At 71.8% G+C, this 12,355-nt stretch carries 14 protein-coding genes; 7 read left to right on the top strand and 7 right to left on the bottom strand.

Annotation, left to right across the window (positions count from 1 at the left end; translation table 11 throughout):
- Nucleotides 1-5 precede the first annotated feature (5 nt).
- From AB0F77_RS34770 to AB0F77_RS34755, 4 genes are all read right to left on the bottom strand, one after another.
- Nucleotides 6-230: an aroma-sacti cluster domain-containing protein gene (locus tag AB0F77_RS34770; protein ID WP_361955989.1), complete on the bottom strand. Its 225-nt coding sequence runs from the start codon at nucleotides 228-230 to the stop codon at nucleotides 6-8.
- Nucleotides 231-235: 5 nt separating this feature from the next.
- The gene (locus AB0F77_RS34765; protein ID WP_361955987.1) at nucleotides 236-1,003 is read right to left on the bottom strand and encodes an iron-containing redox enzyme family protein; all 768 of its coding nucleotides are present in this window, start codon (nucleotides 1,001-1,003) and stop codon (nucleotides 236-238) included.
- 257 nt (nucleotides 1,004-1,260) lie between these two features.
- On the bottom strand, nucleotides 1,261-2,370 hold the full coding sequence (locus AB0F77_RS34760) for a radical SAM protein (protein ID WP_361955985.1): 1,110 nt from the start codon (nucleotides 2,368-2,370) through the stop codon (nucleotides 1,261-1,263).
- 164 nt (nucleotides 2,371-2,534) lie between these two features.
- Nucleotides 2,535-4,679 (bottom strand): BTAD domain-containing putative transcriptional regulator, encoded by a 2,145-nt coding sequence (locus AB0F77_RS34755; protein WP_361955983.1) that lies wholly within the window; start codon nucleotides 4,677-4,679, stop codon nucleotides 2,535-2,537.
- A gap of 208 nt (nucleotides 4,680-4,887) precedes the next feature.
- On the opposite strand from AB0F77_RS34755, the gene AB0F77_RS34750 reads away from it, so the two are divergent.
- The 5 genes from AB0F77_RS34750 to AB0F77_RS34730 all read left to right on the top strand — a co-directional run bounded on the left by AB0F77_RS34750 (nucleotide 4,888) and on the right by AB0F77_RS34730 (nucleotide 8,479).
- Nucleotides 4,888-5,316 carry a helix-turn-helix domain-containing protein gene (locus AB0F77_RS34750; RefSeq protein ID WP_361955981.1) on the top strand — a complete coding sequence of 143 codons (429 nt, stop codon included), beginning with the start codon at nucleotides 4,888-4,890 and terminating at the stop codon, nucleotides 5,314-5,316.
- Between the two features lie 63 nt (nucleotides 5,317-5,379).
- Nucleotides 5,380-5,934, top strand: coding sequence for a ParH-like protein (locus AB0F77_RS34745; protein ID WP_361955979.1), 555 nt, complete (start codon nucleotides 5,380-5,382; stop codon nucleotides 5,932-5,934).
- A complete protein-coding gene (locus tag AB0F77_RS34740) occupies nucleotides 5,927-7,153 on the top strand; it encodes an MAB_1171c family putative transporter (RefSeq protein ID WP_361955977.1) in 1,227 nt (408 codons plus the stop codon). Before AB0F77_RS34745 ends, AB0F77_RS34740 begins: the two co-directional genes overlap by 8 nt.
- A gap of 180 nt (nucleotides 7,154-7,333) precedes the next feature.
- Nucleotides 7,334-7,645 (top strand): hypothetical protein, encoded by a 312-nt coding sequence (locus tag AB0F77_RS34735; RefSeq protein WP_361955975.1) that lies wholly within the window; start codon nucleotides 7,334-7,336, stop codon nucleotides 7,643-7,645.
- A gap of 399 nt (nucleotides 7,646-8,044) precedes the next feature.
- Nucleotides 8,045-8,479: a VOC family protein gene (locus AB0F77_RS34730; protein WP_361955973.1), complete on the top strand. Its 435-nt coding sequence runs from the start codon at nucleotides 8,045-8,047 to the stop codon at nucleotides 8,477-8,479.
- A gap of 143 nt (nucleotides 8,480-8,622) precedes the next feature.
- On the opposite strand, the gene AB0F77_RS34725 is transcribed toward AB0F77_RS34730, so the two are convergent.
- Nucleotides 8,623-8,970 (bottom strand): ATP-binding protein, encoded by a 348-nt coding sequence (locus AB0F77_RS34725; protein ID WP_361955971.1) that lies wholly within the window; start codon nucleotides 8,968-8,970, stop codon nucleotides 8,623-8,625.
- A gap of 6 nt (nucleotides 8,971-8,976) precedes the next feature.
- Here AB0F77_RS34725 and AB0F77_RS34720 point away from each other — a divergent pair, with 6 nt between their 5' ends.
- On the top strand, nucleotides 8,977-9,474 hold the full coding sequence (locus tag AB0F77_RS34720; protein ID WP_361955969.1) for a hypothetical protein: 498 nt from the start codon (nucleotides 8,977-8,979) through the stop codon (nucleotides 9,472-9,474).
- Between the two features lie 8 nt (nucleotides 9,475-9,482).
- On the opposite strand, the gene AB0F77_RS34715 is transcribed toward AB0F77_RS34720, so the two are convergent.
- Nucleotides 9,483-10,745, bottom strand: a complete 1,263-nt coding sequence (locus tag AB0F77_RS34715) for an ISL3 family transposase (protein ID WP_361955967.1) — start codon at nucleotides 10,743-10,745, stop codon at nucleotides 9,483-9,485.
- 29 nt (nucleotides 10,746-10,774) lie between these two features.
- Nucleotides 10,775-10,915 (bottom strand): transposase family protein, encoded by a 141-nt coding sequence (locus tag AB0F77_RS34710; protein ID WP_361955965.1) that lies wholly within the window; start codon nucleotides 10,913-10,915, stop codon nucleotides 10,775-10,777.
- A gap of 509 nt (nucleotides 10,916-11,424) precedes the next feature.
- On the opposite strand from AB0F77_RS34710, the gene AB0F77_RS34705 reads away from it, so the two are divergent.
- Entirely contained in the window at nucleotides 11,425-12,225 is an 801-nt protein-coding gene (locus AB0F77_RS34705; RefSeq protein ID WP_361955963.1) for a hypothetical protein, read from the top strand.
- Nucleotides 12,226-12,355: the final 130 nt, after the last annotated feature.

Here is a 12,355-nt window from a genome sequence, read left to right as displayed (position 1 = left end):
CCCGGTCAGAAGAGTGCTCCGCCGGCGATCTCGCTGTGCGCCTGCACCTCGGGGCCCGCCTCGTCCAGGCGGTACTTGATGTCGAGGACGAGATCGAGCTCCTCCCGGCTCAGCCCGCGCAGCACCTGGCGCTGCTCGTCCGTGAGCCCGGCCAGCCCGATGCCGTGCTCCTCCAGGACGGCGAGCACATCGTCCTCAGGCCCACCGTTCTCCGTCGTGCGGTCGCTCATGACGGCTACGTCCCTCCCCGAGTGCGGTCGTACGGGCGCGGTGTGCGTCCGATCCGGGCGAACAGCTCCGTGAGGCCGTCCACGGTGTGCAGGGCGCTCGCGGTGACGGCGTACCGCAGGGCGGGGGTCAGGGGGAGCGCGTCCAGCAGGTCGTGGAGCACGGCGACGTGGTCCCCGTCCAGCTCGGCGTGGTCGCGGACCGTCCGCACGGCGGCCCGGGGGACCCCCGCCGCGATGATCCGCTCCGCGAGCCGGGGCGCGGGGGCGTGGCCCTCCAGGACGGCGACGTGGCCGAGCAGGGCCACCGGGTGGTGATGCTCCACCCAGTAGTACTGGGCTCCCACCAACCGGGCGACGGAGGGCGGCGGTTGCCGGTCGACGGCGGTGGCGGCCGCGCGCTCGCCGCCGAGCGCGGTGAGGTCGGCGAGCAGCCAGTCGTCGTGGCCGCGTTCCCGTTCCGCGTGGGCGCGGAAGTACCGCTCCAGCGGGCCGGCCGACGGATCGCCCGGCCCGAGGAGCGCACACCGCTCGGCGGCCCGTTCGAGCAGCGGTACGGAGGCCCGGACCACGCCGTGCATCACCACCAGGTACTCCGCGTACCGTTCCGGCAGCCCCTCGGCCCGCCACAGCCGCTCGGTGACGGCCCGCACGGCGGGAGCGGTCAGCGCGATGCGTGCCCGCAGGCCCACTCCCGCGCCGACCTCCACACCCCCGACCGTCGGTCCCGCCCCCCGGATCGCGGCCGGGCCCGTGTTTCCCCGTGGCACGGGCACGGCCGCGTCCTTCGGTGGCGTGGGTGTGCCGGCGGCCGTCGGAGCCGTCGGCGTGTCCGCACCCCCGGACACCGCGGGTGTTCCTGCGCTCCCCTCCGCCACAGGCGCACCCTCACCCACCACCGGCGCACCTGTGTTTCCCCGCACCACAGGTACACCCCCACCCACGGCTCCCGGCACCATGTGCCCAGGCACCACCGTGGAGCCCGGCACCCTGGGCGCGGCTGCCGTGGACGGGCCCGCGCCCCACCGCTTCCTCATCGCCGGTCCCCGGGGAGCATCACCAGATCCGCGTGGGCCGGTGAGCCGTGGCGGCGCACGAACGCGGCCGGGCCCGCCGCCGTCTGGCGCCCGGTCACATGGAGGTCGAGCAGCGCCCCCGCCGGACCGCCCGCCAGCCGCTCGGCGGCGGCCAGGACCTCGGGGTGCTCCCCGAGCGTGCGGCATCCGGCGCAGTACCCGGGCCGCGGCCCGCCGTCCCCCGTCGCGTACCGGTCCCGCAGATGACCAGGCCCCGCGGCCCTGATCATCCGCAGGACCGGCGCCGACCGCACCCGACGTGCCACGTCGGCCCAGTCGTCCTCGGCGACATGGCCCACCCGCAGGTGCGCGGGGGCCGGCCGGAGGTCCACCACGTCCTGGTTGCAGCAGGCCAGGACCGTACCGTCGGCAGCCACCACCGGCCAGGCGGCCATCGCGCACGGCAGCACCCCGCCGGGCGCGGGCGGCGCCGTGTCGCGCGCCGCCGCCCAGGACGCCGCGCGCCCCACCGCGCGCAGCGAGTTGACCAGTACGGGCACCCGGTCGTCGAAGCTCCGCCGGATGTCGGCGGTCACGTCCGCGAGATACGGGTCGTCGGGCCCGTCGCCCACCACGTGGAAGCTGCACGCGATCCCCGCGTCGAGCACCTCCCGCACCGCCGCGAAGGCGTCCGCGCGGGGCACCTCGCGCTCGTGATGCACATCGACGCTCACCGAGAAGTGGTCGACCGCCTCCACCGCCCGCAGGACCGCCCGCGGAACCACCGCCCCGGCCGCGCCCGTGCGCCCGCCGCCCCGGCGCGCGGCGAAGAACGCCCCGGTGAGCAGCGCGGTACGCGTGCCCACCGCACGTGCCCGCGCGGCGAGCCGCGCCGTCAGAGCGGGCCGCAGCAGCGGCTCGCCGCCGGTCAGCATCAGCACCGACGGACGCCGCGCGGCGTCGAACGAGCCGACGAACCGCAGCAGCGCCCCGGCGTCCGGCTCCCCGGACGCCATGGTCGAACCGGTGGAGCAGTGCGCGCACCGCAGCGGGCAGCGCCCGGTGACGGTCATCAGCAGCCCGGCGGCGGGGACCGGACGAAGGGACATCAACTCGGCGAGTTCCACGGCGTGCTCACCCTCCCTCGACCTCCCTCGGCGGTCCCGATCCGCCCTCCGAAGTCTCGGAGAGCCCGGTTGGGGACTCGGCTGCAACCGGTTGGTGTTCGGTAAATCCCCAGGTCGACGGCGGTGGCGGGAGCCGTGCCGACGGCGGTCGGGGGGACGGGAGTTCAGACCGGCGCCCGTGTCGTGGCGGCCGGCAGCCCCGGCAGCCCCGGCAGTCCCGGCAGTCCCGGCAGGTCCGGCAGCCCCGGCAGGTCCGGCAGGTCCGGAGCTCCCACGGCACCGGGAGCGCCCTCGGCACCCGGGACACCTCCGGCCTCGGCACCCGGGACACCTCCGGCCGCGGCGCCCGGGACACCTGCGGCACCTGGAGCGCTCTCGGCACCCGGGGGCCCCGGGGGACTCGGGACGCCCGGGAGCCTGGGGAGGTCCGGGAAGGCCGGGACCTCCGTGCCTGCCTGGACGGACTGCTCCCGGGCGAAGACCCGGATCAGCCGCGGCAGTTCGTACAGCGCGGCGTGCGGGACGACCTCGCTGTCCGGGGCGCGCACCGCCCCCGCGTCCAGCAGGGACTCCAGCCGCCGCCGCGCGTCGTGCTGCCCGCATGCGAGGACCGCCGCCGCCTGCCCGAGGGTGAACGGCCCCTCCGGGAGCGCCGCCAGCAGACACAGCGCGGACCGGTCGGCGGGCGCCAGCTCCCGCCAGCCGCTCGCCAGGCGGGGCCGTACGTCCATGTCGCCGGCCACCAGCTCGTCGAGCACCGTCCGGCTGTCGGCCAGCCGCCGCGCGTACTCGTCCAGCGGCAGATAGCGCCGGACGGCGAGCTTCAGACCGGACACCCGGACCGCGAGCGGCAGCATCCCGGTGGCGGTGACGATGTGCTCGGCCGCCTCCCGGCCGGAGCTCAGCCGGTCCGGGCCGACGATCCTGCCGAGCAGTTCCAGGCCCTCGGAGGCGTCGAAGGGGGTGATCTCCACCCGGTGGGCCGAGGCGAGGCCGGCCAGCGGGGACCGCGCGGTGACCAGCACCGCGCTGCCTCCGCCGTCCGGGACGAGCGGCCGTACCCCGGACTCCTCCGCGCACCCGTCCAGCACCAGCAGGACCCGGCGCCGCGCGAGCCAGGCACGCCAGGCGGCCGCGGTCCGCTCCGGCTCCGGCGTGCCCGCCGTCGTCCGGGCGGCCGACGGGGAGCGCAGCCCGGCCAGTTCGGCGAGTTCGGTCAGCACCGACGCGGCCGGCCGCGCCCGTCCCGTCGCGTCCCGCATCCGGATCAGCACCCTGCCGTCGGGGAACTCCGCGCCGAGCCGGTGCGCGGCGTGGACGGCCAGCGCGGTCTTGCCGGTGCCGGCCGGACCGCTGAGCACGGTCAGCCGCCGGTCTCCGCCACCCTGCCCCAAGCGGGCGATGAGGGAGTCCAGTTGACGCCGTCGCCCGGTGAAGTCGGACAGGTCGGGCGGCAGCAGGGTGCCCAGCCGCGGACCCGCACCGCCCCGGGGCCCGCTCCCGCCGGGACCGAGCGGCCCCGCCGGGCCGCCGCGGCCGCCGGAGAGCATCGACCGGTAGAGCGCCTCCAGCGCCGGGCTCGGCTGCAACCCGTACTCGGCGGCGAGCAGTTGGCGCAGCGCCTCGTAGACCGCGAGCGCCTCGGTCTGGCGGCCCTGGTCGAACAGGGCGTTCATCTGCGCGGCCCGCAGCCGCTCGCGTTCGGGATGGCGCTCCACCAGCTCGCCGATGGTCTCGGCGACCTCGTGGGCGTTCCCGAGCCGCAACTCGGCCTCGGCCCAGTCCTCGTACGCCTGGAGGTGGCGGCCGTCCAGCCGCTCCGCCTCGTACCGCAGCGCCGGGGAGAAGCGCAGGTCGTGCAGGGCCGGGCCGCGCCACAGGCCGAGCGCCTCCCGCAGCATCCGGGAGGCCGTGGCGTAGGCGCCCTGGCACGACGCCTCCCGCGCGGCGCGGACCAGCCGCTGGAAGCGCAGCGTGTCCAACTCCTCGTGTCCGACGCGCAGCAGATAGCCGCCCGGCTGGTGCGCGAGCCGGTCGCCCGCGCCGACCGGGTCCAGGAGCCGGCGCAGAGCCGACACGTAGACCTGGATGTTCTTGCGTGCCGTGCGCGGCGGTTCGCCGTCCCACAGCGTGTCCGTGAGCAGTTCGAGCGACACCGGCGTGGAGGGGCGGCACAGCAGCATGGCGAGGAGCAGGCGCTGCTTGAGCGGCCCGAGCGGGAGGACGCTCCCGCCGGTTCCGTCCGGGGCCTGTACGGACAGCGGGCCCAGGACGGAGAACCGTAAGCCGGTGGAGGGGGGTTCGGCCATGTCCGGTTCACCCTTCTGAATCTGTCATGAGCTGAGATGAATGACCGGAGTCGGTCGACGTATATCAGATGTTCCCCGCTGAGGAGAACAGTCAGTGTCGGCCAGACTGCGTGCGGTGACCGGCGGACGCCTGTCGAGGCGGTTGGGCGTCAGCTACGATGAACGGGACCGCCCAACTGGCTTGACCCGATGGGACGGAGGGCAGGAGATGGGCGAGACCGGATCCGGGGCGACGCTGGCGGACCGCATCGACGCACTGTTCAGAGTGGTGCGCCGGCCCAACCGCGAGCAGTACAGCCACGAAGAGGTCGCCCGGGCCTGTCGCGAGGCGACGGGCGAGAGCTTCTCCGCCACCTATCTGTGGCAGCTGCGGACGGGACGCCGCGGCAACCCCACCAAGCGCCATCTGGAAGCCCTGGCGCAGTTCTTCGACGTACCCGTCGTCTACTTCTTCGACGACGAACAGGGCGCCGCCATCGCGAGGGAACTGGAACTGCTCGGCGCGCTGCGCGACGCCGAGGTGCGCAGCGTGGCCCTGCGCGCGGTCAACCTCTCGCCGGAGGGCGTCGGCACGATCAGCGACATGATCGACGTCATCGCGCGCCGGGAGAGCGCGGTGAACGGCGGGGAACCGTAACCGGACCGTTCGCTCGTGCTCGGCCGAGCTCGCGGGTCCCGGCGGTGTTTGAGGAGACGGCTTGTGAGTACTGACCGGCGAAGGCGGCAGTGGCGGCGCTGTCGGCGCATCGTGGACGGCCTCGTCCTGCCCAGCCCCTTCGACGTCACCGAGTTCATCAGCTCGCTCGCGCACGCCCGCGGCCGCCCGATCGAACTGGTCCCGGTCTCCTCCCGGATGGACACCCCGTGCGGCCTGGTGGTCACCACCGACCGCGCGGACTACATCGTGTACGCCGAGGACACGACACCGCTGCACCAGCAGCACATCCTGCTGCACGAGGCCGCCCACGTCATCTGCGGCCACTACGAGACGGCCGCCGCCGCGTCCGCCGCCGCCCGCGTCCTCCTGCCCAACCTGCCCCCGGCCCTGGTCCAGCGCGTCCTCGGCCGCAGCGTCTACACCGAACCGCAGGAACAGGAGGCCGAGTTGGTCGCCTCACTCATCCTCACCCGAGCGGCCCACCTCGCCCGCACCGGCCCGCCGGAACCGGAGGGCTCCCGATTACGCACCCTCTTCGGAAGACCCAGAGGACCGGAGGACGACCGGGACCCGGACGACGGCGCCGCGGATGACTGACACCGGCACGCTCCTCGCCGCGGCCCTCTTCCTCGCCTTCGCCGCCCACCGCGCCGTGACCGTCTGGCGAGGCGCCGACACCGCCCAGCGCTACATCGCCGGCTTCGCCGGCTGCATGGGGACCGCGATGCTGTTCCGCGCCCCCGTGGTGGTCTCCGCCCTGCACCACGTGCCGCCGCTGGACACCGTGATCATGCTGATCACCCACGAACTGAAGACCTGCGCCCACGCCCTGCTCCTCTTCGTCGCGCTCTCCCTCAAACCCCGTGGCCCCGCCCGCGGTTCGGTACGACGGCAGACCGCGCTCGCGATCACCGTCCTGCTCGCCTCGGGCGCGATCCTGCTCGCCGCCGGCGTCCGGGTCGAGTCGGGCCTCGCCGCCGCCCCCGAGGACAGACGCTGGCTCCTCGCCTCGTACAACGTCCTCTTCGCGGCGTACGGCTCCTGGTGCCTGCTCGTCCTCGTGCGCGAACTCCTGGGCCACGCACGCCAGGTGACGGCCGGAGCGCTGCGCACGGGACTGCGGCTGATGACGCTCGCCGCCCTCGTCGGCACGGTCTGGACCCTCTGGGTGCTCACCTACGTCCCCACCAACCTCACGCAGGGGTACCAACTCCCCAGCGAGGACGGGGTGTGCGGCGCGCTCGGCGCGCTCACCGCCGTCCTGGCCGTCGCCGGAGCCACCGCGACCTGGTGGGCGGCCCTGCCCGAGGGCCCCCTCGGAGCGCCCGGCCGCTGGCTGTTCGCCTACCGCACCCACCGGGCGCTGGAACCGCTGTGGACGGCGCTGCGCACCGAACTCCCGCAGATCGCCCTGGACCCCTTCGACGCCGGCCGCCGACCGCCCCTGCGCAGGGCCGAGTTCGCCCTCTACCGCCGTGTCATCGAGATCCGCGACGGCCACCTCGCACTGCGCCCGTACATCCCCACCGACGTACCCGGCTGGGCCGCCGGGACCACGGACCGCGGCGCCGACCACCGCGCGGTCCTGGAGGCCGCCATCATCGCCGCGGCCCTGGAGAGCAAACGCGCCGGCCACCGCCACACCGGCCCGCACCTCCCCGACCCCCAGCCGCACCCGGTGGCGGGAACGCTCGCCGCCGAGGCCGCGTGGCTCCTCCAGGTCACCACGGCCTTCGTCTCGTCCCCCACGGTGGCCGCGGTCCGCCACCGCGCCCGCACGGCCTGCGCCGCCGCCCACGAACACCACCCCACCTGACCACCCGCCCGCGCCCAACCGCGGAGCGCCGCCGCACACAGTTTTCGCCCACATCGCCGTGCCTACGCCGACCTGGCCTTCTGTCCCGCAGGTGCGGGAGCACGCCATGGCGTCGTCCTGACCGGGGCGAGGTTCGCCGACGACCTGCGTTCTCGCGTCGGGACCCTCTACGCGCGGCTCGTGAAGGCGTACGACGACTCGATCCGGCCGCCCTGGGCCGACGACGAGATAGCGTCTGCCCACACGGCGTACCTGGCAGAGGCGGAGCTGCTGGCGTCCGCATGGACAGACATTCAGGGCCTGCCTCCCATGCCCGCAGCCTGGTTCGCCGAGCCGCCCGCCGAGGAACTCCCGCCCGGCAGTGGCGGCGTCCACGACAAGGCCGGCCGCGTGTATGGGCGGGTCGCCCAGGCTGGTGAGCCCCACGCGGTGTTTGTGACAGGTTGTTTTGGCTCCACTTCGACACTGGAAGTGGCTCCACTTGGGGTGTGACGGGGGCTGGGTGAGGGGCGTCAACCTGGCTCCGGCAAGTTGTTTTGGCTCCACCCCGTTCGGGTGGGTTGTCTGGCGGTGGTGGGGGGCCGGGGCGGTAGCGTGAAACGCATCGGATCCGGACCGGACGGAGGGCCCCCGACAGGCTCGACGGACCGCAGGATCTCGACCCGTGTTCGATCCGGGACCGTCGGGTTCTCCGATCCGCGGTGGACGACGGATGCGGGCATTGGCTCGGGCGGCGGAGAACGTCCCGGCTGAGCAAAGTTGCGGCCGGCAGCTCGCGTAGGGCTGTCGGCCACAGCGCGTCTGGCAGGGTCCGACCAGTCACGGCGTATGAGCAGTCGTCTCTCCTCCGGCTCAGCCGCGACTGTCAGAGGCGCGCACTACGGTCCTGCTATGGCAGCCAGAATCGATCTGACCCTTGATTGCACAGACGCGAAGCTCCTCGCCGAGTTCTGGAAGACGGCCCTGGGGTATGTGGACGAGCCGCCGCCCGCTCCCTTCAGAACCCGCGAGGAGTGGCTCGCGCAGTTCGACCTTCCGGAGGACGACTCCGCAGACGACGGCGCATGGCTCTGCGATCCTGACGGCGCCGGCCCCCGGCTCAGCATCCTCAAGGTCCCCGAGCCGAAGACCGCGAAGAACCGGCTTCATATTGACATCCGGGTGCCGGGACACGGCAGCCCCGATGAGAAGTGGGCACGGATCAGGGCGGAGTCCGAACGGCTGGTCAAGGCGGGCGGCGTCGTTCTGGAGGAGTTTGAGGGGCACCATATGGTGATGGCCGACCCGGAGGGCAATGAGTTCTGCGTTGCCGCCGCCTCGGCTTGACGTTGACCGGGTGCGGGATCACCCCGCCGCCGACCGGCACGATCCGCTCATCGCCCAGTAGCCGACTCTGAACGGCCAGGGGCGGCCGGACTATTTGATCATTCGCTGGCCGCCCTGGCCGATCTTCGCTTGCCTTTCGCTGATCAGGTCCTGCGGCGCCGCTTTTCCTGGGTCTGGGCCAGGCGGAAGCTGTCGGTGCCGGTCTCGATGATGTGCGCGTTGAACGTGACCCGGTCCACGATCGCCGAGCAGAGCCGCGGGTCGGTGAAGGTCTGCTTCCACTCCGAGAACGGAGCGTTGGAGGCGACGGCGATCGCCCGTCGTTCCTTGCGCTCGGTGAACACCTGGAACAGCAGCTTCGCACCGGTCTTGTCCAGATCGAGGTATCCGAACCCGGGTTCTGGTCCAACTTCTGTGGAGATCTCACGCTCTGTAACCAGCCGGGGCTGGGTGGCCCTTCGTGACTCGTTGACAGACCTGTTTGGGATCATGCCCACATGGACTTCGACCTCGCCCCACCGACCGGCGTTGGCCCGTTGCGGATCGGTATGACTCGGCACGCGGCCAACACGGCGCTGGATTCGCTCCGCGATCTCTCCGCGGTCTCGGAGTCTGATCGGCCGGGGCAGTACGTCTTCCGTCCCAGCGGACTGATGATCAGCATCCACTGCATGCGAGACATGCTTGAAGCCATCGAGTTGGGAAGGCCGTCGTCCCAGACGGACCGAGTGTTGTTTCAGGGTGTGGACGTGTTCGCGCTTCCGGCCCGCGAGGTTGTCCAGCGCATGGGCCAGTTCACCTCGATTGAGGAAGATCCTGACGACGATGCTTCATTCATTGCCCCGGACTTGCTGCTGAGCTTCTGGCGTCCGTTCGCGGCCGACGATGAGCCCGAGGAAGAGCAGGGCTACCACTTCAGCTCGGTCCTGCTGGCACGGCCTGGCTACTACGACACCCCTGCTCAGGCTGCGGAGCGACTCCAGCAGAGCTCGTGACGGGCCCGTCAGGACGCCAGCAGGACTCGTTTCCGCAAGAGGCCGAAGCCAGCCCGGCCGTACATCTGGCGCTTGATCATTTTGATCCGGTTGACGTGGCCTTCGACGACGCCGGAGCTCCACGGCAGTGTGAGGCCGGCGGTGACGGCTACGAGATCGCGTTCGAGGCCGTTGACGAAGGTGTGGAGGCTGGGCAGGTCGTCGGCGCGGACCGCCTTGATCCATTGCGGGAGCTGGTCGCCCTGCAGCTGGGTGAGCATTTTCCCGAACGCGCGGACGTGCTCAGTGAGGGCATCCAGTTCGGGGCAGCCGGCGAGGACGGCTTTGAGCTTCAGGCGCTCGCTCTCCGGCAGGGTATCGGGGTGGGTCAGGATCCAGCTGGTGACCGTGCGTGGGGACGGCGGGCGGGCTGCTGGTGCGGTCGGGGCTGTGCGGAACGGCTGGAGGTAGGCGCGGACGGCTCCGTAGCTGCCGGTGTAGCCGTGAGCCTTGATCTCTTCCCAGAGGGTCCAGGCGTTCGTGCAGCCTTCGGCCCATCGCTCGTGCAGGTAGGGCTTGAAGTCGTCGAGCTTGGTCGGGCGGTTCTGCCACTGCCCCTGGAACAGGTCTTCCGGCCTGGCGGCGTCGGCCAGCCGTTGGACGGTTCGGTAGGTCATGCCGAGCTGGCGCTGGATCGAGCGTCGGCTGTGGCCGGCAGTCAGCAGCGCGTGGACGGTGGCGTGCTTGGCCCGGGTGCGATCGGCGAAACGGTGCCCGGTCGGCCATGGCGACCCGCTCTCGGCCGGGACCGGCGCCTTCTCCGGCACCGACTCTACGAAGGTCGCACGTAGGCACGGGCGGTGGCGGGAGACACACCGCTCGGCCGCTTCGCCGAGGTTGCGCCACAAGTGGAACCGGTCGGCGACCTGGACCGCAGTGGGCGCCCCGATCCTGGCCCCCTCGGCGAAGAACGGAGCACGGTCACGGCAGACGACCTCGATCCCCGGGCGTTCGGCCAGCCAGGCCGCGACAGTGCCCGCCTCACGATCCGGCAGCAGGCCAATCGGCCTGCGAGTCTCGACATCGACCAGCACAGTCCCGTAGACACGGCCCTTTCGCATCGCGTACTCGTCGACGCCGACCACCCGCGGGACCTGTGGCTGGGGTTCCGGGAGGGCGTCGACCAGCCGCAGGACCGTATTCCGGCTGATCCTCACTCCGAAGACGTCGGCCAGCCTGGCACCGGCACGGCCGGCTAATGCGAGGCCGACCTGGGCCAGGACTGACCGCATGCGTTCGGTCCGCTGGCTGTATCGCCGAGTCAGGCCCGCGACCTGCCCGACGACGTCCGGCGCCCGCAGGAGACGTCCTCGCACGTGAAGCGCCGGACACGAAGCCGCAGCACCACCCGCCGTCCCGCCACGGGGAGGTCAGCTGGAAACCGCAGGTAGGAGCCGTGCACCCGCCCCGAGCAGCTCCCACAACCCGGGCACCGAGCCCCAGCTGTCCGGCATCTGACACCGACCCGAATCACCTCGCCATCGTCCTGCACTGACTCCACCCTGATCCCCGGATCCGCCAGGAAGAGCAGCTCTTCCAGCCGGAGTAGTACCTCGCGCACAGCCCAGAACCATCAGCCCGGACGTCGTCGGCACCAGCAGTTTCCAGACGATCTCGCGAGATCTACCAGCAAGATCAACGGTCACAGGCAGTAGGCACACCACAGAAGTTGGACCAGAACCCAAGAATTGACATCACCTGTGTGCTCTGGCGATGGCTGCGGTGATCGCTTCCCGGCGATGGACGAGGGCGGCTCTGGCCCCACCGGTCGGATATTCGTTTCCATCCGAGATGAGTATCCCGGTAGCCTCGGTGCCGTGAGGTGATCTGCGGGGCTGCCCCCCGACCAGCGACGAGTGCCCGTGACCCACCGCCGTCCGTGGCTGTGGGCATTTCCGCTTGGAGAGCACCATGACGCGCGACCTCACTCCGCCCTCTGTTCCGGCATCTTCCCCAGACCCGGGCACGGCGGCACAGACCGACCTCGACTCCTTCGTGGCTCTGGCGGCAACCGACCCAACGGTGGTGGGTCTCGTCCTGAGCGGGTCCCAGGCCCGTGTGGGCATGCCGACCATCCACTCCGACTACGACATCTACGTAGTCACCCAAGACTGCTCGCCGACGGCCCTGGACCAACTGCGCGCGCTGCAGTCCAGTCATCTCGACCTGGCCATCATGCCGCTGGCGGACTTCCGTGCCCACGCGCTTCCGGGGAATCCCCACGACTGGGATCGGTATGCTTTCGTGCACTGCCGAGTGCTGTTCGACCGGCTCGGTGGCCTGGTCACCGACCTGGTCCGCGAGAAGGCCAGCTTGCGTCCGGACGAGGCGTGGGAGATGGCAGACCGTCTTCTGGACGCATACCTCAACGCCTACTACCGGTCGATGAAGAGCCATCGCGACGCACGCCCCGAGGCCGCCCACCTCGACGCGGCCGAGGGCCTGCCCTACCTGCTCACGCTGATCTTCGCGCTGCACGAGCGAGTACGCCCCTATAACAAGTACCTGCGGTGGGAACTGGAGAGGTACCCGCTGGGCCCGCCCCAGTGGGCAGCCGACCGGCTGATGCCACAGATCCAGCGCATCGCCGCCGACGGCGACCCGCACACCCAGAAGACACTGTTCGCTGACCTGATGCAGGCCGCCCGACAGGGCGGCCACACATCAATGCTCGACTCTTGGGAGAGCCACCTGGAACAGCTCGGTGGCTGATGTGAGCCGGTCCGGAGCAATCCGGGCAAGCGAACTACTGAGCTTGAACTCGGGTTGTCGTGGGTGTGAGTGATAGCCCGGTTCCGGCAAGGCATCCGTCGATCAGGTCGGGGCGGTACTGGATCGCTCT

The sequence above is a fragment of the Streptomyces sp. NPDC026672 genome, assembly GCF_040638185.1.
In the GTDB taxonomy this organism is placed as follows: domain Bacteria; phylum Actinomycetota; class Actinomycetes; order Streptomycetales; family Streptomycetaceae; genus Streptomyces.
The sequence above is the reverse complement of the archived record's forward strand: the minus strand, read 5'-3'. Positions and strand labels throughout refer to the sequence as shown.

Excerpts from the sequence above, each read along its gene's own strand:
- AB0F77_RS34705 (WP_361955963.1), top strand. The coding sequence starts at position 11,425 with ATGACGCGCGACCTCACTCCGCCCTCTGTTCCGGCATCTTCCCCAGAC.
- AB0F77_RS34730 (WP_361955973.1), top strand. The coding sequence starts at position 8,045 with ATGGCAGCCAGAATCGATCTGACCCTTGATTGCACAGACGCGAAGCTC.
- AB0F77_RS34770 (WP_361955989.1), bottom strand. The coding sequence starts at position 230 with ATGAGCGACCGCACGACGGAGAACGGTGGGCCTGAGGACGATGTGCTC.
- AB0F77_RS34750 (WP_361955981.1), top strand. The coding sequence starts at position 4,888 with ATGGGCGAGACCGGATCCGGGGCGACGCTGGCGGACCGCATCGACGCA.
- AB0F77_RS34715 (WP_361955967.1), bottom strand. The coding sequence starts at position 10,745 with ATGCGGTCAGTCCTGGCCCAGGTCGGCCTCGCATTAGCCGGCCGTGCC.
- AB0F77_RS34725 (WP_361955971.1), bottom strand. The coding sequence starts at position 8,970 with ATGATCCCAAACAGGTCTGTCAACGAGTCACGAAGGGCCACCCAGCCC.
- AB0F77_RS34755 (WP_361955983.1), bottom strand. The coding sequence starts at position 4,679 with ATGGCCGAACCCCCCTCCACCGGCTTACGGTTCTCCGTCCTGGGCCCG.
- AB0F77_RS34740 (WP_361955977.1), top strand. The coding sequence starts at position 5,927 with ATGACTGACACCGGCACGCTCCTCGCCGCGGCCCTCTTCCTCGCCTTC.
- AB0F77_RS34720 (WP_361955969.1), top strand. The coding sequence starts at position 8,977 with ATGGACTTCGACCTCGCCCCACCGACCGGCGTTGGCCCGTTGCGGATC.